21 protein-coding genes are annotated in these 17,406 nt (G+C 69.7%); 4 read left to right on the top strand and 17 right to left on the bottom strand.

The window, feature by feature from the left end; all coding sequences use genetic code 11:
- Positions 1 to 10: 10 nt before the first annotated feature.
- From HS045_RS08020 to HS045_RS07995, 6 genes are all read right to left on the bottom strand, one after another.
- Positions 11 to 937 (bottom strand): DUF4097 family beta strand repeat-containing protein, encoded by a 927-nt coding sequence (locus HS045_RS08020; protein WP_196450484.1) that lies wholly within the window; start codon positions 935 to 937, stop codon positions 11 to 13.
- Between the two features lie 21 nt (positions 938 to 958).
- The gene (locus HS045_RS08015; protein ID WP_196450483.1) at positions 959 to 1,417 is read right to left on the bottom strand and encodes a DUF3307 domain-containing protein; all 459 of its coding nucleotides are present in this window, start codon (positions 1,415 to 1,417) and stop codon (positions 959 to 961) included.
- Positions 1,418 to 1,433: 16 nt separating this feature from the next.
- The gene (locus HS045_RS08010; RefSeq protein ID WP_196450482.1) at positions 1,434 to 1,604 is read right to left on the bottom strand and encodes a hypothetical protein; all 171 of its coding nucleotides are present in this window, start codon (positions 1,602 to 1,604) and stop codon (positions 1,434 to 1,436) included.
- Positions 1,604 to 1,978, bottom strand: a complete 375-nt coding sequence (locus tag HS045_RS08005) for a WhiB family transcriptional regulator (protein ID WP_196450481.1) — start codon at positions 1,976 to 1,978, stop codon at positions 1,604 to 1,606. Before HS045_RS08005 ends, HS045_RS08010 begins: the two co-directional genes overlap by 1 nt.
- Before the next feature lie 113 nt (positions 1,979 to 2,091).
- A complete protein-coding gene (locus tag HS045_RS08000; protein ID WP_196450480.1) occupies positions 2,092 to 2,262 on the bottom strand; it encodes a hypothetical protein in 171 nt (56 codons plus the stop codon).
- 39 nt (positions 2,263 to 2,301) lie between these two features.
- Positions 2,302 to 2,472, bottom strand: coding sequence for a hypothetical protein (locus HS045_RS07995; protein WP_196451171.1), 171 nt, complete (start codon positions 2,470 to 2,472; stop codon positions 2,302 to 2,304).
- A 334-nt stretch (positions 2,473 to 2,806) separates the two neighbouring features.
- On the opposite strand from HS045_RS07995, the gene HS045_RS07990 reads away from it, so the two are divergent.
- A complete protein-coding gene (locus tag HS045_RS07990) occupies positions 2,807 to 4,168 on the top strand; it encodes a transcriptional regulator (RefSeq protein ID WP_196450479.1) in 1,362 nt (453 codons plus the stop codon).
- On the opposite strand, the gene HS045_RS07985 is transcribed toward HS045_RS07990, so the two are convergent.
- The 3 genes from HS045_RS07985 to HS045_RS35335 form a co-directional block, all read right to left on the bottom strand.
- Positions 4,165 to 5,073: an aminoglycoside phosphotransferase family protein gene (locus HS045_RS07985; protein ID WP_196450478.1), complete on the bottom strand. Its 909-nt coding sequence runs from the start codon at positions 5,071 to 5,073 to the stop codon at positions 4,165 to 4,167. The two genes, HS045_RS07990 and HS045_RS07985, sit on opposite strands and share 4 nt — an antisense overlap.
- A gap of 43 nt (positions 5,074 to 5,116) precedes the next feature.
- Positions 5,117 to 5,794, bottom strand: coding sequence for a GntR family transcriptional regulator (locus HS045_RS07980; RefSeq protein ID WP_196450477.1), 678 nt, complete (start codon positions 5,792 to 5,794; stop codon positions 5,117 to 5,119).
- Between the two features lie 841 nt (positions 5,795 to 6,635).
- Positions 6,636 to 6,758 carry a hypothetical protein gene (locus tag HS045_RS35335; protein WP_255531667.1) on the bottom strand — a complete coding sequence of 41 codons (123 nt, stop codon included), beginning with the start codon at positions 6,756 to 6,758 and terminating at the stop codon, positions 6,636 to 6,638.
- A gap of 111 nt (positions 6,759 to 6,869) precedes the next feature.
- Between HS045_RS35335 and HS045_RS07975 the strand changes: the two genes are divergently transcribed.
- Positions 6,870 to 7,112 (top strand): hypothetical protein, encoded by a 243-nt coding sequence (locus HS045_RS07975; RefSeq protein WP_196450476.1) that lies wholly within the window; start codon positions 6,870 to 6,872, stop codon positions 7,110 to 7,112.
- A gap of 322 nt (positions 7,113 to 7,434) precedes the next feature.
- On the opposite strand, the gene HS045_RS07970 is transcribed toward HS045_RS07975, so the two are convergent.
- Positions 7,435 to 7,824 carry a response regulator gene (locus HS045_RS07970; protein WP_307827415.1) on the bottom strand — a complete coding sequence of 130 codons (390 nt, stop codon included), beginning with the start codon at positions 7,822 to 7,824 and terminating at the stop codon, positions 7,435 to 7,437.
- Positions 7,825 to 8,034: 210 nt separating this feature from the next.
- Here HS045_RS07970 and HS045_RS07965 point away from each other — a divergent pair, with 210 nt between their 5' ends.
- Positions 8,035 to 8,613: a hypothetical protein gene (locus HS045_RS07965; RefSeq protein WP_196450474.1), complete on the top strand. Its 579-nt coding sequence runs from the start codon at positions 8,035 to 8,037 to the stop codon at positions 8,611 to 8,613.
- A 111-nt stretch (positions 8,614 to 8,724) separates the two neighbouring features.
- Here the strand turns inward: HS045_RS07965 and HS045_RS07960 are convergent, their stop codons facing one another.
- From HS045_RS07960 to HS045_RS07930, 7 genes are all read right to left on the bottom strand, one after another.
- The gene (locus tag HS045_RS07960; protein WP_196450359.1) at positions 8,725 to 9,945 is read right to left on the bottom strand and encodes an IS110 family transposase; all 1,221 of its coding nucleotides are present in this window, start codon (positions 9,943 to 9,945) and stop codon (positions 8,725 to 8,727) included.
- A 238-nt stretch (positions 9,946 to 10,183) separates the two neighbouring features.
- Complete coding sequence (locus HS045_RS07955) at positions 10,184 to 12,136, bottom strand: cellulase family glycosylhydrolase (protein WP_230883474.1); 1,953 nt, start codon at positions 12,134 to 12,136, stop codon at positions 10,184 to 10,186.
- Positions 12,137 to 12,290: 154 nt separating this feature from the next.
- Positions 12,291 to 13,853 carry an MFS transporter gene (locus tag HS045_RS07950; RefSeq protein WP_196450473.1) on the bottom strand — a complete coding sequence of 521 codons (1,563 nt, stop codon included), beginning with the start codon at positions 13,851 to 13,853 and terminating at the stop codon, positions 12,291 to 12,293.
- An 87-nt stretch (positions 13,854 to 13,940) separates the two neighbouring features.
- Positions 13,941 to 14,429, bottom strand: coding sequence for a MarR family winged helix-turn-helix transcriptional regulator (locus HS045_RS07945; protein ID WP_196450472.1), 489 nt, complete (start codon positions 14,427 to 14,429; stop codon positions 13,941 to 13,943).
- A 234-nt stretch (positions 14,430 to 14,663) separates the two neighbouring features.
- On the bottom strand, positions 14,664 to 15,356 hold the full coding sequence (locus HS045_RS07940; protein WP_374191363.1) for a formylglycine-generating enzyme family protein: 693 nt from the start codon (positions 15,354 to 15,356) through the stop codon (positions 14,664 to 14,666).
- A gap of 89 nt (positions 15,357 to 15,445) precedes the next feature.
- Positions 15,446 to 15,670, bottom strand: coding sequence for a helix-turn-helix transcriptional regulator (locus tag HS045_RS07935; RefSeq protein ID WP_196450471.1), 225 nt, complete (start codon positions 15,668 to 15,670; stop codon positions 15,446 to 15,448).
- Entirely contained in the window at positions 15,663 to 16,133 is a 471-nt protein-coding gene (locus HS045_RS07930; RefSeq protein ID WP_196450470.1) for a hypothetical protein, read from the bottom strand. The genes HS045_RS07935 and HS045_RS07930 overlap by 8 nt, the downstream gene beginning before the upstream one ends.
- Positions 16,134 to 16,378: 245 nt before the next feature.
- On the opposite strand from HS045_RS07930, the gene HS045_RS07925 reads away from it, so the two are divergent.
- Positions 16,379 to 17,320: an oxidoreductase gene (locus tag HS045_RS07925; RefSeq protein ID WP_196450469.1), complete on the top strand. Its 942-nt coding sequence runs from the start codon at positions 16,379 to 16,381 to the stop codon at positions 17,318 to 17,320.
- The last annotated feature ends 86 nt before the right edge of the window (positions 17,321 to 17,406 follow it).

Below are 17,406 nucleotides of genomic sequence, written 5' to 3'. Positions count from 1 at the left end.
CCTGCTTGCTTCAGCGGTCGCCGCGGCGGGGGCGGCGCGGCCGGGTCGGGGTGGACGGGGGGCGGGGGGTACGCACGGTCCCGGAGATCGAGCGGGCGTCCACGGTCAGCGCGCCTTCGCCGGTGCCGGCGGCCAGGTCGGCGGGGGCGGTGACGGTGATGTCGCCGGAGGTGGCCGAGGCGGTGATGTGGCCGGGCTCGGTGGCGTGGACGGTGATGTCGCCGGAGACGGTGGTCAGCCGGGCCGATCCGCCGAAGTCACCGATGTGGAGGTCTCCGGAGGTGGAGGACAGGACGGCGGTCTCGGTGCGGCCCAGGTGGATGTCGCCGGAGACGGTGCGCACGGCCGCGCCGTCGGCGAACTCGGCGCGCACGTTCCCCGAGGTGGTGGAGGCGGTGAGCTTGCCGCACTCGGCGGCGTCCAGGTCGCCGGAGACGGCGGTGAAGTCGATCGACTCCAGGTCGCCGCGGGTGGTGACGCGGGCGGTCTTGGTGTCGATCCGCAGCGCGGAGCCGCGCGGCAGCCGGACCGTGGCGCGCACGCCGGGGGTGGCGGTGCCGCCGGAGAGGTTGACGATGCCGTCGCCGCTGATGACGGAGCCGGAGACGTGGATCGTGCCGCTTCCGGTGACGATGATCCCGGTGTTGACGGTGCCGGAGATGACGGTGTGCCCGCCGCGGGTGCCGCTGATGATGGTCACGCCGTCGTGCTCGGGGACGGGGACGCGGGCGGTGACCGTGCGGGCGTCGGTGTGCAGGGTGGCGGCGGCGATGGCGTGGCCGGCGGGGCTGTCGGCGGGGGCGTCGGTGGTCAGGGTGATCTCGGCGCGGTCGGTGTCGTCGGCGGTGACGTCGATCAGGCCGGAGGCCATGGTCAGGTCGAAGACGACGGGGCCGGTGCTCGGAGCGGACAGCGTCCGCTCGGTGGCGGTGCTCATGGTCGGGGGTCTCCTTGCTGGTCAGGCGGTGATGATGAGGGCGGCGGCGAACAGGAACAGGTGGTGGAAGGACTGGTCGAGGGCGTAGGCGCCGGTGCCCAGGTGCACCGCGTCGTCGTAGCCGGGCCGCGGGCTGCCCAGTCGGTAAAAGTCGCCCTTGCCGATTCGCTCGGCCAGGGCGGCGAGGGTGGTCCGCCGGTCGGCCCAGTAGTGCGAGAGCGCGTCCGCCGCGAGCCCGAAGGCCAGCGGCAGTAGGGAGAAGGCCAGGCCGGTGGCCGCGGCGAGGGCGGCCAGCGCGGCGGCCTTGGTCGCGGTGAGGGTGGCGACGTGGCGCAGGCAGGCCAGCCGTCCGGCGGTGGTGGGCGCGCCCTTGGCGCACGCCTGGTGGTGGGTCTGGATCCAGTGGTCGCCCACGGAGTGGGCGGCGAACAGGGCCGCGAAGACCGCGGCGAACGCGGCCAGGTCGGCGGTCGGGGTCATGGGGATCACCTCGGGATCAGCAGGAGACGGAGCGGGCCAGGCGGCGGCAGGTCCGGCAGGCGCGGACGCAGCGGGCGCCGTGGATCGGGCAGCTCTGCGCGGTGCGGCCGGTGGTGGTGCCGCAGCGGCGGCAGCCGAGGGCGTTGCACGAGCGGGAACCGCAGTCGAAGCAGCGGAAGCGGGCCATCACGCCACCTCGCGGTCCGCGTCGGTGGCCAGGTGCAGGACCTCGGTGGCGGTGAAACCGGCCCACACGCCGTCGGTGGGGCGGATGGCCAGGGCGTAGGCCAGGCACGCGGCACGCGCCGGGCAGCCGGCGCAGATGGCCTTGGCCTGCTCCTCGCGGGCCAGCCGGGCGGGCTCGGGCTCGTCGGTGAAGGCGTCGGGGCCGGTGAACAGGTCCGCGTCGGTGGTCTTGCACGCGGGGGCGGCGTCGATCAGGTCGTTGCACAGGTCGGTGATCTCGTCCGTCCCGCGCCGGGCCAGGTGGTGGCGCTCGGGACGGACCGGGCTTCCGCTGGGGGTGGGGAGAAGAGAGAGGGTCCGCAGAGGGCGGGTCATGTGGGTGGGCTCCTTCGGGAGTCGAGGGGGCGGTCCTGGGTCTTGGCGGATTCAGGGGGCCGTCCCGGTGGTGCTGGGCGGAGAAGTTCGGAGCTGGTGCTCCGGACGTGGCCTCAGCTCGCCATCACGGTCGTGGAGTGCCCCTTGCCGCAGGTGCCGGTGAAAAGGCCCTGGGAGTCGTCGCCGTAGCCGATGACCTGCTGTCCGCAGTGGCAGGTGTAGGACATCGTGAACGCGGCGTTGTGATTGGTCGTGTACACGGCGAAGTCGGTCTTCTTGCCCATCTCGGGTTCCTCCTTGTCGGTGAGCTGGGGTGAGGGGGGTCAGCCGAGTGCGCCGGCGAAGGCGGCCAGGGCGTCGGCCACGGTCATCAGGCCGTTGAAAGCGGTGGTTGCGACGTCCGCGGCCTTGGCCGGGTCGCGGACGATGAAGAACAGCGCGCAGACCGTGAGCAGGAACGGGACGAGACGGCGGGTCTTCGGGGTGGGGAGCATCGCAGTGCCCTTTCGGCTGGAACCTGCTGTACAGGTTCTAAGAGATATAGAACATGTATAGCCACGGGTAGTCAAGGCTTGGGGCTTGGCTTCTTTGGGATTCCGCCGTGCGGGGCCTTGGTCTCTGTGACTGACTCCAGAGAACCGCAGGGCAAAGGGCTGAGGGCAGCGTGATCGCGGGGGTGCTCAGTTGCTCAGGGGGTGATTTTCGGGGGTGATTTATCCCCTGAGCTGGACGAACAAGATCTATGGATTCCGGCGAAGAACTGGTCGAGCGGCCTTGACGCGGGTCATCCTGACCTTGACCGCATGATCGGAGGTGAGAATGTCCCGGATGCCTAACCTCGTGTTGGCCGAAGCCATGCGCCGGGCTGACTGCTCGAACAAGGGGCTCGCGTCAAGGGTCCAGCTCGTTGCACAAGAGGAGGGCGTGACCCTCCGGTGTACCCACGTGGACGTCAAGCGCTGGCTTGACGGAGTTCAGCCGCGGCCGGCGACGGCGAAGTTCATAGCGGAAGCGCTCAGCCGCAAAGCCGGTGTGAGGTTCTCCCTGGAGGACATCGGCATGGGCGGGACGCTCACACCGACGACCCTGGAGCGGGGGCTTGAGTACGCCGATGCCGTACCCGAGGTCGGTTCCCGGCTACTCGGGCTCACCCGCAGGGATCTGGTGGACGATCCGCTTGCCGTAGAGGCTGCCGTGGTGCCCTCTGCATGGACGCAGCCACTTCTGACGTGGCTGCTGTCGAGACCCGAACCGCTGCCGGCGGGGAACGGCATGCAGGTCAATGTGGGAGAGTCCGATGTCCGGGCCGTTCGCATGACCACTCAGCTTTTCATGAAGCTGGACTTCCAGTTCGGCGGCGGACATGCTCGCGCGGCCCTGGCGCAGTACTACGTCCGCGATGTGAGCCCCCTCCTGGAAGGGAAGTTCACCGAATCCGTTGGGCGAGAGCTGTTCTCCGCTGCTGCCGAAGTTGCTCAACTTCTCGGCTGGACGGCCTACGACCTGGGACGTCACGGGCTTGCCCAGCGCTACATGATCCAGGCGCTCCGCCTCGCCCAAGCCGCGGGTGATCGCATGCTCGGGGGACGGCTACTCGGCAACATGAGCCACCAGGCGAACTACCTGGGGAACTTCCAGCAGGCGATACAGCTTGCCAGGGCGGCGCAGGAGGGCTCGAAGGGAGTTGCGAGCGGCACCACCATGGCGAGCTTTCTCGCCATGGAAGCGAGAGCCCACGCGGGCAACGGCGACGATGCGGCATGCTCCCAAGTACTTCGCGAGGCTGAAAAGCTCTTCGAGAGCCGGAACGTTGCCGACGATCCCGAGTGGATCAGCTACTTCGATGACGCTGAACTGGCGGGAGAGGGAGCGCACTGTTTCCGGGATCTACGGAAACCGCTTATCGCGCAAGAATTCGTCGGCCGCTGCCTCGAACTCACCGATCCCGTTTACGCTCGCACCCTCGCGTTCATCCGTCTGGTGCAGGCTGCTACGTACGTCCACCAGGGCGAGCCGTGCCAAGCCGCTGCCTTGGCTGCCGAGGCTGTTGAGCTTGCCGGTTCTCTCAAGTCGATGCGCTACCTCCGATACGTCTCCGATCTCTGCGCCGACCTGAAGGAATACCGGGGAAACCGCGAAGTCGAGAGCTTTCGGGAACTGGTAAGCGGCAAGTATCCGTCAATCGCCTAGAACGGCGCCCACGAGCGCGGTGCCTCATCGTCGTGAAGGGAGGCGAAGCGCGTCCTGAACTCCTGGGCGACCCTTTCGCTCTCATTGACGTTCTGCATGAGCCAAGTGGTCATTTTCAGCTCGTTGATCGAGCGAAGTATGGGGAATCCTTCCCAGGAAATTATATCGAAGCCGTAGGCGTCGGTGAAGCTCTCATACTCTCCGGCAGTGTGCCAACCGATGAGGCGTTCTGTCGCGGTGACTGCCAAATCCGTTTCCGGTGGACCGAAGGCGAACCGCTCGAAGTCGATGAGCAAGACCCTGCCGTCGAGGGCAACGATCAGATTCTGCTGATGGGCATCTCCATGCACCGCACACGGACTCAGTGGATAGCGGAGGCTCTCGTACTTCTCGCGTAGTTCGATGAGACGGGCTGTAAGGAACTCATGGTCCTGATCCGAGAGTGCCTCTGTGTTAGCGATGCGCTCGGAAACGCGGCCGAAGATGTCGAACTCGGGCAGAGGGATCTCCGGGGGGACCGGAAGGCTGTGGAGCCGTCGGAGAATTCGGGCAAGGTCTCTCACGCTTGCCTTGTCGCCGTTATTTTCTATCAGGCGCCAGAAGGTGACCGGCCTACCTCGGGTCATTAGCGGCTGCTCATAGTCCGCAGGCTCTGCCGCCGGTAGGCCTGACTCGCGCAGCCATTCGGCGACGGCGACTTCCTTCCTTGCATCGGGAAGGACTTCGGCGCTACGGGCAATTCTGACGATCACGTTATCTCTTGAGAGCTGGAATATGGCGTTCTCTCCTAGGCGGAGGAGTATTGCGTCTTCTGCGTGGAGCCCGACTTCCCGGCATGCTGCATCGAGAGTTTCGCGTGCTGCGGAGACAGTGAAGGTCGGGATGGTTGTCTGTGACTCGTTCAATGGAGCCTGCCTGTTCGTTGAGCGGTCCACGGTCTAGCATTTATTAAGGAGAGCGGGTGACGATTCGCCCGACCCCTCTTCTGCTCTCTACGATTCCCTCTGCTTCCAGCAGGGCTATGGCACGTCTTACGGTAACTCGTGCTACGCCGTACTGCTCAGCAAGAACGGATTCCCCGGGAATGCGCGATTCTCTCGGAAAGTCTCCCGCAAGAATCGCTTTCCGGATGGACTCCGCAACCTCGTCAGTCCGGGTCAGCGTGCCCTGCTCGTCACCAACGAACCAACCCTTACCGTGAACCGCTGTGATCCGACCTTCGGCGGCCAGCATCTGGAGCGCCTGGCGTGCGGTTCCCTTGGACACCCCGTGCTGCTCAGCCAGCATTGCCTCTCGGGGGAGCTGACTGCCCTGTGAGAGCTTGCCACTGGCGATGTCCTGACGCAGAGCCGCGGCTACGGTCTCGTACCGCGTCGAGGGGGAAGGGGGCTCACCGGACGTCCCACCGACGACGCGCCGTCCCCTGCCCATCTCGCTTACTACCAGGCCCAGACGCTCCAGCTCGGCGACCGCTTGTCGAACGGTGCCCCTGGCAACGCCATACGTCCGCACAAGGACGGCGTCGGAACCCAGCATGCCGCCCGGCGGCGGGTCGCCGGCCTGAATCCGGGAGCGGAGGTCATCCGCGATTCGGAGGTAAGCGGGCTGCTCGTTGCTCTGACTCATCGTGCTCCCTCGCTGAGGAACATTGCCCTCCAGGCTACGACGGTAAGCGCTGGTGCCCGTTGCCGTCCGGGTGAGCCATCCTGCCCGCCCCTGGAGAGCCGCCGCAGAATCCGCAGAACCCGCAGAACCCCTGCGGGCGTACGTCTTCCCAGTTCACCGGGTTACAGCCGGGTCGGTGTCCGTCAGCCGCAGAATGCCGCAGAAACCCGCAGAACTCGGGGACGGCCCCGCGCGGCGGCTGTCGAGCTGGATTCTGCGGAATATCGCGGCATTCTGCGGCGGCTCCCCCGCTGAGCTGTGACATGGGGATGACCAGCGGAAGCAGTCGTGCCATCGGGGTTCTGCGGATTCTGCGGATTCTGCGGCGGCTCACCGGGACTCGGGGGGATGCGGAAGCACGGTCACCGCTCCCGCATGACGGCGCTGATCGTAAACAGGGGTGCTGAGTGCCCCGTAGAGAGCCGTTCTCGGGTGCGGGAAGGTAAGGCGCCAGGGGCGCCGATGTTCTTGCCGGAAGGGCTCTCAGAGCTTGGTCATGCCGAATACGTGCCGAAATCCGGACCACGGGTGCGCCGGTCGGGGCGTCCCCGCTGGTCAGAGCATGTGGGTCAGCCGTGTGGGGCTTCCACTACGGATCAGAAGGTTAGGGGTTCGAGTCCTCTCGGCCGCGCCACGCAGAAGCCGTCTGACCAGGAAAAACTGGTCAGACGGCTTTCTTGTTCCGGCCGTCCGCCTCGTCAGGAATCAACGTTTCGCCAACATCCTGCGGAGCGAACGCGGCGTTGAGCTTCCCCTCGTAGCCACCGATGTCCCTTCCGCGACGCCCGTGCCGGGCGGAGAATCAGGTCGCGACCGACGAGGGCGGGCCCTCGTCCGGCAGCTCGAACGGCTGACCGGCCGGAAGATCGTACTCGCCGAGGTCGCTCCGGTGGTTCCAGCAGTCTGGCTTCTCCTCGTCCGTCACATTCCGACCCCGAGTTCACCGGTCGGGGTTCGCTGCCGCGTGCCTGGTGACGGGCTGATTCTCGAGTCAGTGCGGAGACGACCCACCGCGGTACCCCGTACGATCACTTCGGTGAGTGATCCGGAGAATGTGTCCTACGGTTTTCTAACGCTCTTGGGCCTGGGACTTCTCACCTTGGTCACATCGGGCTTCCTGGCGTTCGCCACGGGTCAGCTGGTCGCTTTGGCCATCGTCGGCGTCGGCTTCGCCGTTGCCGCCGTGGCCCTGACCGTCTATCAACAGCGGAAAATTCCAGCCTCCGGCGAGGGCGCCCGGCTCCGGGATGATCACTCGAACGACCCCGTAGAGCCGTAAGCGGTTGAGACGGGGCCGGATGGTCCCGTTCCCCTGAGCCCAGAAGAATGCGGCAGCCGGAGCATCTCCCGCCTGGAGAGCAGGGAGGACTGGGGAGGAGGACGTCCCCGACGAGTGGCAGGACTTCGTCGGACTCGCTCACAGCGGGTACAGCCCGCCCCTGGCGACCTGTCTCACGTCGGCTCTGGCGCTCGTCGGCAGGGTGACGGGCAGGGAGATCGACCGGGAGTGGATGGACGGGACCCACACCCGCTACGTGGTCCGTGAGCGGTACGACGGCTGACAGGCGATGCGCCTCGGCCCGCCGCCCTCTGTATCAGGCTCAGTCGTCTCCGACGGGATGGCAGTCGAGGCCCATGTAGAGGAGCTTCTCGTGGATCGTCTCCGGCGTGAAGGGCTTGATGACGTACTCGTGGGCGCCGGCGGCGAGCGCCCGCACGACCTTGCTCTGCTCGCTCTCCGTGGTCACCATCATCAGGCACATCTCGCGCATGCCGTCCGTCTTGCGGACCCGGCGGATGAACTCCAGCCCGTCCATCACGGGCATGTTCCAGTCGACCAGCGCCACGTCCGGCGTCGTCGGGATCTCGTCCAGCAGGTCGAGGGCCTCCTGGCCGTGGGCGGCCTCGTACACCGAGAAGCCCAGCCGCGTCAGGACCCGCCGAATGATCCGGCGCATGGTACTCGAATCATCGATCACGATCGCCAGCACGCCGCCGCCCTTCTCCGATCCGCATCACCGCCCTATCGGCACCGTCCAGGCGGAGATGAGAGAAGTGCGGCGAGTGCCGACCGAGGCCGTGCGGCCATATTCTGTCCTTTTCCATGCGTTCAGACCGCTGATGGGAGATCTGTGATGCCGAAACCGCATGGGGGACGAGCGGCAGCCTCCCGGCGGCCGGCCGTATGGGCGGGAGCCGCGGTGGTGCTCGTGATCGCGGCCGTCGCCTGGTCCGTCGTGCTGAGGCCGTACTGGTCCGGCGTCGAGGGAAAGGCCGGGGAGGAGGTCGTCCCGGTCGACGCCTCGACGCGCGAGGCGCTCCTCGGGGCTGCTGACCGCTTCCTGGAGACGGATCCCGGTCGTGTCGGAGGCTACGTCCTGGCCGTCGACAGGCCGGATCTGGCGCCACGCGTGTTCTACCACGAGGAGTTCGTGGAGGTGCGCCGGAAGGGCCCCCGGCTGCTGCTAGGGATCGTGGCCGCCTGCGAGGAACTCGCCCGTTCCGGGTCCTTGCTCATCGGCGGCAGCGGTTACCGGACCTCGCTTCTCCTGACCGTCGAGCCGGTCGGCGGGCGCTTCGCCGTACGGCGGGCGGAGGAGCCTCTGGACGGTGACCTGAACCGCCCGTCGGTGCTTGCGATGTTCTCCCCGGAGGGGGCGCCGCGGGCACTGGAACTGGAGGCCACCGGTTCGGACATGCACGATGCGCTCGAAGAGGAGGCCCGCCGGGCCTTCGCCCTGCCTCCGGACACCGCCGTCACGTTCCTCACCGAGCTGTAGGGCGCCTCCCCGCCGCACCCGCCGGAGGGGTGGAGGGTCGGAGGGGAGGCGCCGGTCCTTGCCCGTCGGAGGGTCAGGATCGGAGGGTCAGACATCCCTGGAGCTTGGATGTCAAGCGGCGAGGTCGTGGTTGCGGTGTGACCAGGCGGTCGCCCGGTCGTAGAGGGTGTGGTTCTTGAGGCAGCCGTGGAGGATGCCGACGAGGCGGTTGCCGACCTGGCGCAGGGCGGCGTTGTGGCTGACGTCGCGGGCTCTGATCTGGTCGTAGTAGGCGCGGGCGTCCACGTCGTGCAGGAGGGCGCAGGAGGCTTGCAGGTGCAGGGCGTCGACGAGCCGATCGTTGTGGACGAACCGGGCGTGAACGGTCCGCGTCTTACCGGACTGCCGGGTGACCGGCGAGGTACCGGCATAGTTCTTGCGTGCCTTCGCGCTGGCATAACGCCCGGGAGCGTCTCCGAACTCGGCGAGCACCCGGGCGCCGAGAACGACGCCGATGCCGGGCTGACTGAGGATGACCTCAGCGTCCGGGTGCCGGCCAAAATGCGCCTCGACCTCGTCTTCCAGGGTCTTGATCTCCGTGTTGAGGGTGGCGATGACCGCGGCCAGTGCCCGCACGGTCGAGGCGTAGGCAGCGGTGACCAGATCGGCCTGGCCCAGTTGCTCGGACCGCAGCACCTGCTTGATCGTCTCGGCCTTGGCCGGGATATCCCGCCGCCCCTTCAGCGCGGCAGCGATCTGGACGGCGGTGAGCTTCGCCGCTGTCGCCGGAGTGGGGGCCTTGACCAGGAGTTTCAGCGCAGCATCCGAGGTCAGGCCGAGGGGCTTGTAGGCCTCCAGAGCGGCGGGGAAGTAGTCCCGCAACGCCACCCGCAGCCGGAGCATGTGGCGGGTGCGTTCCCACAACAGCGTCTGATGGGCGCGGGTGACGACCTTGACCGCCTCGGCGACCTCGGAGTCGCCGGCGACCTCCCGCAGCTGGTTACGGCGGGTACGGATCATGTCGGCCAGCGCGTGCGCGTCGCCCTTGTCGCTCTTGGCCCCCGACGAGCCGAGGATCTCCCGGTGCCGGGCGGCCTGCTTGGGGTCCACCCCGAACACCCGGTATCCCGCCGCCCGCAGCGCCCGCACCCACGGGCCCCGATCGACCTCGATGCACACCAGCACCTGCGCCGGCTCGCCGTCCTCCGGCACGAACCGGCCCACCAGCTCGTGGAAGCGGGACATCCCGGCCATCCCCTCGGGCAACCGGACCCGCTTCAACACCCGGCCCTGCTCGTCCTGGACCTCCACATCGTGGTGATCCTCAGCCCAGTCATCTCCGACGAACAGCATTCGAACCTCCGTGATCGACACCGGTTTCAGCAGCCCGCAGGAGCCGGTCGGCGACCTAATGGACCAGTGCTCACCCCAACCCGCGGGGGGCACGACATCCCATCAGCGATCAAGACCCCTGACCACCGGCGAGGGCACGATCTGACCCTAGGACTCACGGTCCAGGAGGCGAGAGTGCTCACTCACCAGCGGCTACCAGGCATCGAGTCTGCCAGTGAGGCGGACCCGGTAGTTCCCATTAGGAGGGGAAGCGCTGGTCCTTCCAGGCGGCCAGTTCGGCGGCGGCGGCCGTCAGCTGGGCGGGGGTGACGGCGGGGCCGGTGGCCGCGCCGACCACCAGGGCGGCGTGCACGGTGCCCGGTGCCGCGCCGGACGGGCTCAGCAGCAGGCGGTGGGCGGTGGACGAGCCGGTCTCGGTCGCGACCGCCGCCGGTCCGGAGGCGGGCAGACCCGCGCGGGTGGCCACGTCGCCGACCACGACGGTGGTCGCGGCGGTGAAGGAGGCCGGCAGGTGCAGCTCGGTCGGGGCACTCGGCGCCGCGGCGGGTTCGCGCCAGACCAGGACGCCGAACCGCCGGTCCTTCACCAGCGCGGCGACGTTCGGCAGGGAGGACGGTACGGCCAGCCAGGCCCGCTGCTGCCCGGCGCCGCCGTAGCCGGACCGGGCGAGGTCCTCGTAGGCGAAGGCCAGCACGTCGCCGGCGACCGCCGAGGGGTAGAGGCGGTCCAGCACCGCCCGGTCCAGCCGGGTCGCCAGGGTGCCCGACGCGTCCGCGGCGACCACGGAGAAGTCCTCGTCGTTCCAGGCGTCGCCCTCGGTCCGCACCTTGGCGGGGTTGCGGTTCATCACCTCGCGGTGCCGGCCGCTGTAGAGGTCCCAGTGCCACTGGGTCGAGGAGAGCACGTCCCCTCCGGCGGCGGGGGTCCGCCACCAGTTCTTCCCGGGGACCCCGGAGTCCATGGCCTGGTACGCGGCCCGGACCATCCACGGCGTGCGGTCGCTGCCGCTGCCCGACAGCTTGTGGCCGAACTCCGAGACGAAGGGGGCGGTGGCCAGGGTGCGGGCCCGGTCGCGGATCTCGTTCATCGCCGCGCCGTACACCCCGTCGGAGGCCGGTGACGGGTCGATCGTCATGCGGGCGCCGTCGTAGAAGTGGCTGTTGAAGACGTACCGGGGACCGAGGGCGCCGACCGTGGAGAGGCCGCCCTCCTCGAAGAAGCCGGTGTTCCAGAAGACCAGGGGTTCGACGAAGGCGGGCTTGTCCGCCCACCCGGCGGCGTCCATGGCGGCGCGGAACCTCTGGTAGAAGGGCATGAGGTAGGTCTTCTCCCACTCCAGGCCGCTCTTGCCGTCGAGGCCCCCGTCGTAGGGCTCGTTGAAGGGGTCGAACCCGATGACGGCGGCGAAGTCCTGCTCCGGCAGCCGCTGCCTGATGTGGGTCATCGCGGCCGTGGCCTGCCGCAGGAAGGCCTCCTGGACGCCGACCTCGCCCTCGGGCGTGCTGACCCGCCGGTCCCGCCAGAAGTCCCGGGCGGCCCGGCGGACGGCCTCGTTGGTCTGCATGTTCTGTCCCCACAGCAGGCAGATGCCGCAGGACTCCCTGGGGTAGCCGCCGGCCTTCACCACCCATTCCGGTGCGCCGTCACCGGTGTACCAGCTGTCTGCGTGGAACAGGTGGGAGGAGTACAGGTCCTGGTGGTAGTCGACCAGGACGCGGATCCCCCTGCCGGTGAACGCGCGGATCTGCTCGACCGCCCTGTCGAGGTAGGCGCGGTCGATGGTGGAGGGGGACGGCTGCACGCCCTCCCAGCTGATGAGGAAGCGGATCACGTTCGCGCCGGTGAGGTCGCGCATGGCCTGGGCCGAGCGCACGGCGTCGGCGGTGCTGCGGAACGGCAGCAGCGAATTCTCGTACAGCTTGGTGCTGCCGGACACGTTGAACCCGCGCAGCGTCACCTCCCGGCCGTCGCCGTCGCGGAAGACCAGGCTCTGCCGCTTGGCGGCGACGACCAGCGGGCCCGGGGCCGCGGCCCCGGGGGCGGCCCCGGTCGTGGTCGTGGTCGTGGTGGCGGGGGCGGTCTTGGCCGTGGTCGCGGACGCGGGGCCGGGACCGGTCATCGAGGCGAGTGCGAGGGCGGCGGCCAGAGCGGGGGCGGCCCGTCGTGTCATGCGGAACGATGCTGCTCGCATGAACGGACGATAGAGCCCTGCTCATGTTCTTGTCAGTGCACGAACGGCTAGAACCGCATCCCGTTCTTGTCCGCCGCGCGCAGCGTGCAGCCCGGCGGCACCGCATCGGCCGCCGGGCTGCGCCGTGGGTCCCTGCGGACGCCTCGGCGGACGCTCAGACCGGACGCGCCACGGGTGCGGTGCCGCCGTTCCCGGCGGCGGGGTCCGGCGCGGGTGCGGTGCCGCCGTTCCCGGCGGCGGGGTCCGCCACGGGTGCGGTGCCGCCGTTCCCGGCGGCCGGGTCCGGCGCGGGCCGCCGCAGTACGGCCAGCGCGACGACGAAGGCGGCCACGAGCAGGGCGGCGGCGGTTCCGAAGGCCAAGTGGTAGCCGCCGGTGAGCGCGGCGGCCTCGCCGGCGCCCGCGGACCGCAGCCCCGCGGTGCGCGAGGCGGCCAGGGTGGACAGCACCGCGACGCCGGTCGCCATGCCGATCTGCTGGGTGGTGTTGAACAAGCCGGAGGCCAGGCCCGCGTCGTCGGGGCGGGCGCCGGACATGCCGAGCGCGGTCAGCGCCGGGAGGACCAGCCCGCTGCCTGCGACGAGCAGCATCACCGGGAGCAGGTCGGTGACGTAGTCCGCGTCCACCGGGACGCGGGCCAGCCAGCCCATCGCGCCGAGCAGGAGCAGCAGGCCCGCCAGCAGGACGGCCCGCTCGCCGAAGCGGGTGCTGAGCCGGGCGGAGACGAACAGGGACACGCCGCCGATGGACACCGCGGCGGGGAGCATCGCCAGGCCGGTGGCGAGCGCGCCGTAGCCGAGGACCTGCTGCATGTAGAGGGCGACGATGATCTGGAAGGCGAACATGGCCGACAAGGTGAGCATCTGCACCAGGTTGGCGCCGGTGACGTTGCGGGAGCGGAGGACGCGCAGCGGCATCAGCGGGGTCGCGGCGGTCGCCTGGCGGACGGTGAAGGCGGCCAGCAGGACGAGCGACACCGCGCCGAGACCCAGGGTGCGCGCGGACAGCCAGCCGTACCGCTCGATCCCGACCACGGTGTAGATGCCCAGCATCAGCCCGGCGGTGACCAGCACCGCGCCGAGGACGTCGGCGCCGGCGGCGAGCCCGGCCCCGCGCTCGTCCGGCAGCACCCGGACCGCCAGTGCGATCGTGGCCAGCCCGATCGGCAGGTTGATGAAGAAGATCCAGTTCCAGCTGAACGCGTCGGTGAGGACCCCGCCCAGGACCTGGCCGATCGAGGCCCCGGCGGCGCCGGTGAAGCTGAAGACGCCGAACGCCTTGGCGCGCTCCGCGGGTTCGGTGAACAGCGTCACCAGGATGCCCAGCACGACGGCGGAGGACATGGCGCTGCCGACGCCCTGGCCGAAGCGGGCGGCGATCAGTACGGCTGGCCCGGTGGCGACTCCCGCCAGCAGCGACGCGGCGGTGAAGACCGCGGTGCCGGACAGGAACATGGTCCTGCGGCCGACGAGGTCGCCCAGCCGGCCGGACAGGAGCAGCAGCCCGCCGAAGGCGATCAGGTACGCGTTGACGGTCCAGCTGAGCCCGGCGGGCGAGAAACCCAGGTCGTGCTGGATGGCGGGCATCGCCACGGTCACGATGCTGCCGTCCAGGATCGTCATCAACATGGTGGTGGACAGCACGGTGAGCGCCAGCCGGCGCGACCTGGGCGGGGCGGCGGTGCGGCCGGGCCGGAGGGAGGGGGCGGTGTGCGGCATGACGGTCTCTCCTGTTCGGAAGGGAACAGGAGAGACCGTAGCAGAATGTTTTGTTATAGACGATCCCTTATGGATCGACTTTCGGGCTCACTTCGTGCTCCGCCTGGCCCGCCGGACCACCTGCGGCGCTTCGGCGGGGACGGCCAGATGGCCTGTCACCAGGCGGTTCATGGCCCGTACGAGTACTTCGGCCTCGTCCGCCGGCAGCGCGGCCAGTGCGTCCCGGTGCACGCCGTCGACGATCTCCTGACTCCGCCTGGCGGCCTCCGCGCCCTTCTCGGTCACCACGATGATCCGGGCCCGCCGGTCCGTGCTGGACGGGCGGCGCTCGGCGAGTCCCGCCTTCTCCAGGGCGTCGACGGTGACCACCATCGTGGTCTTGTCCATGTCGCCGAGCTCGGCGAGCTGGATCTGGGTGCGCTCCCCCTGCAGGGCGTGGACCAGCACGCAGTGCATGCGCGTGGTCAGCCCGATCTCGGCGAGCGCCGCCGCCATCCGGGTTCTCAGGACGTGGCCGGCATGGTCCAGCAGGAACGACAGGTCCGGCTCGGTGCGGGCGGGCGCCATGGCGGTCATGGCACCACCGTAGCAACCGGTTCCGTTCCGGATGATCGGCGAAGGGCCCTGTCGGCGGCCGTGAGGGGCTCGTCGATCGGCCGTTCCGTCCAGCCGGTCGCTTCCCCGCCCGTCCGCCTGCCCGTCCGTCTGTTTCGCCCGTCCGTCTGTTTCGCCCGTCCGTCCGCCTGCCCGTCCGCCCGCCCGTCCGCCCGCCCGTGCGTTCGGCCGTCCGTCCGCCCGGTCGATCTCCGGTCATAGGGAGCGGGCGAGGCGGAAGCCGAGGTCGTCGACGCGGAAGGAGGGGTGGCTCTTGCGGCGGCACGACGCCCGGCAGCCGTGCGGCCGATCGGACCAGCTCCCGCCGCGGAACACGCGGTACGGGCCGTAGACCTCGGGGTCGTAGACGTCCCAGCACCACTCCCAGACGTTGCCGATCATGTCGTACAGGCCCCAGGGGTTCGGGGCCCGGGTCGCGACGTCGTGCACCGCGCCGCCGGAGTTCCCCCGGTGCCAGGCGATCTCGTCCAGTTCCCCGTAGCGGACGCCGGAGCTCCCGGCCCTGCAGGCGTACTCCCACTCCGCCTCGGTGGGCAGGCGGTAGCCGCCGGCCTCCGGGGCGCAGACCACGTCCTGCCCGTCGGGGTCGTCGCCCGCCGTGTAGCAGGGGGTGAGTCCCGTCTCCCGCGAGAGCAGGTTGCAGAACCGGACGGCCTCCAGCCAGGAGACGTCGGTCACCGGCGTCCGCGGCCCGGCCGGGCTCGTGGGCGCCTCACCCAGGACGGCGCGGTACAGCTCGCGCGTCACGGGGTACGGCGCGAGCCGGAAGGCTCCGACCTCGGCCTTCCAGTTCGTGTTCGTTCCCTCGTCCCGCAGGAGGATCTTCCCGGCGGGGATCTCGATCATGTTCTCGTCGACCGTGCGGTGCGGTGTCGGCTCAAGGTTCATCGCGGACCCAACCTACCCCGGTCGCCCCGGTCGCCCCGGTCGCCCCGGTCGGCGGTCGCGGTCCGGCCGGTCGGATGCTCCCGTGGATGTCAGCCCTGGTCTCCGGGGTACTGGAAGACGTCGTCGAGCGGGACCTCGAACGCCCGTGCGATCTGGAACGCCATCTCCAGGGACGGGGAGTAGCGGCCCTGCTCGATGGCGATGACGGTCTGGCGGGTGACGCCGATGCGCTTGGCCAGCTCGGCCTGGGTCATCTCGCCGCGCTCGAACCGCAGGGCGCGGATCCGGTTGGTGACGCGGGTGGGCTTACCCATGGAAGGCCCCGCGGTAGGCGCGGATCTTCGCGACCGCCCCCCAGGTCGCCCCGACGGCGCCGATGAGGAACAGCGCGTTGCCGATCCAGAAGTGGTCCGCCTCGAGCATCGCGAGCGCGAGCACCGCCGCGGCGCCGAAGGCGGTGATCGCCTGGGCGATGCGGTCGCCGTGGCGCTCGATCTCCCTGTCCCGCACGTCCGGAGCGGCCTCGGCGCTCCGGGCGGTGACGCCCAGCAGGACCGAGCCGACGATGGAGCCGGCGAAGGAGGCGCCGACCGCCCACAGCATCGGCCCCACCCAGGAGACCTCCGAGGCGGGCTGCTCGAACAGGCGCGGGACGACCACGGCGAAGTACGCCAGCGACGTGACGGGCACGAGGATCGCGTACAGCCATGTGTTGCGCTCCTCGGAGGTCATGGGGACGTGGTCGTCCCCGGCCTCCGGTGCAGGGTGGCGGTCCATGACGTGATCCTTTCGCGGCGGGAACGGTCTCGGTGAGGCTGGTCGGCGGCCGGGCGGCCGGGCGGCGGGAAAGGGGGTGGGGTGAAGAATCCCGGGCATCGGTCAATGTATGACATTTCTTACATCATGTCTAGTCTGATTGACATTTCCCGCACCCGACTCCGGAGGGCTTGCCCGTACGGCGGGGCGCGGATATCGTCGCCGAGTGTACGAAACCGTTTCGTACACTTATGGGAGGTGGGAGAATGGCGCGATGGACCGCCGCGGAGATCCCCGATCTGAGCGGCCGGAGTGCGGTGGTGACCGGGGCCGGTGAGGGGGTGGGGTTCCACACCGCCCTTGAGCTGGTCCGGCACGGCGCCGATGTCGTGATCGCGAGCCGGGACCGGGGCAAGGGCGAGGCAGCGGCGGCGCGGATCCGGGCGGAGACCGGCCGGGCCGGCGTCGAGTGGCGCGCGCTCGACCTGGGCGACCTCGCCTCGATCGGCCGGTTCGCGGCGGACCGCGTCACCGCGGACGGCGGGTCCCGTGGGCTCGACCTGCTCGTCAACAACGCGGGGGTGATGGCGCTGCCCCGACAGTCGACGGCGGACGGGTTCGAGCGCCAGTTCGGCGTCAACCATCTGGGACACTTCGCACTCACCGGACTGCTGCTGCCGGAGCTGCTCGCCCGGCCCGGTGCCCGGGTGGTGACGGTGACCAGCGGCCTGCACCGTTCGGGACGGATGGACTTCGACGACCTGATGGGAGAGCGCCGCTACGGCAGGTTCAGCGCGTACGCGCAGTCGAAGCTGGCGAACGTGCTCTTCGCCCTGGAGCTCCACCGGCGCGCCGGGACGGCGGGGACGGAGCTGGTCAGCGTCCTCGCCCATCCCGGGGTCGCCCGCACCAACCTGGCCCGGACCGGCGACCCTCTGCGCGGGCTGCTGGTCACCCTCGCCACGCTGACGGCGCAGTCGGCCGCCGCCGGTGCGCTGCCGTCGCTGTACGCCGCAGCGGCCCCCGGTGTCAGCGGCGGTGACTTCTTCGGCCCGGACGGGTTCGCCGAGCGGCGCGGACACCCCACCCGGGTGAGCCCTGCCGCCCGGGCCCTCGACCGGGATGCGGCCCGCCGGCTCTGGGAGGCGTCCGAGGCGCTGACCGGAGTACGCTTCTCGGCGTTCGACCGGGGCGGGGTCCATCCGTGACCCCGTCTGCGGAGCCGTACGGGCTCCGTGCTCGTGCGGTCGTACGGGTGCGGCGCTCGTAGGGCGGCCGGGCCGTACGCAGGCGG

It is taken from the genome of Planomonospora sp. ID82291 (assembly GCF_015711645.1).
Lineage (GTDB): Bacteria > Actinomycetota > Actinomycetes > Streptosporangiales > Streptosporangiaceae > Planomonospora.
The sequence above is the reverse complement of the archived record's forward strand: the minus strand, read 5'-3'. Positions and strand labels throughout refer to the sequence as shown.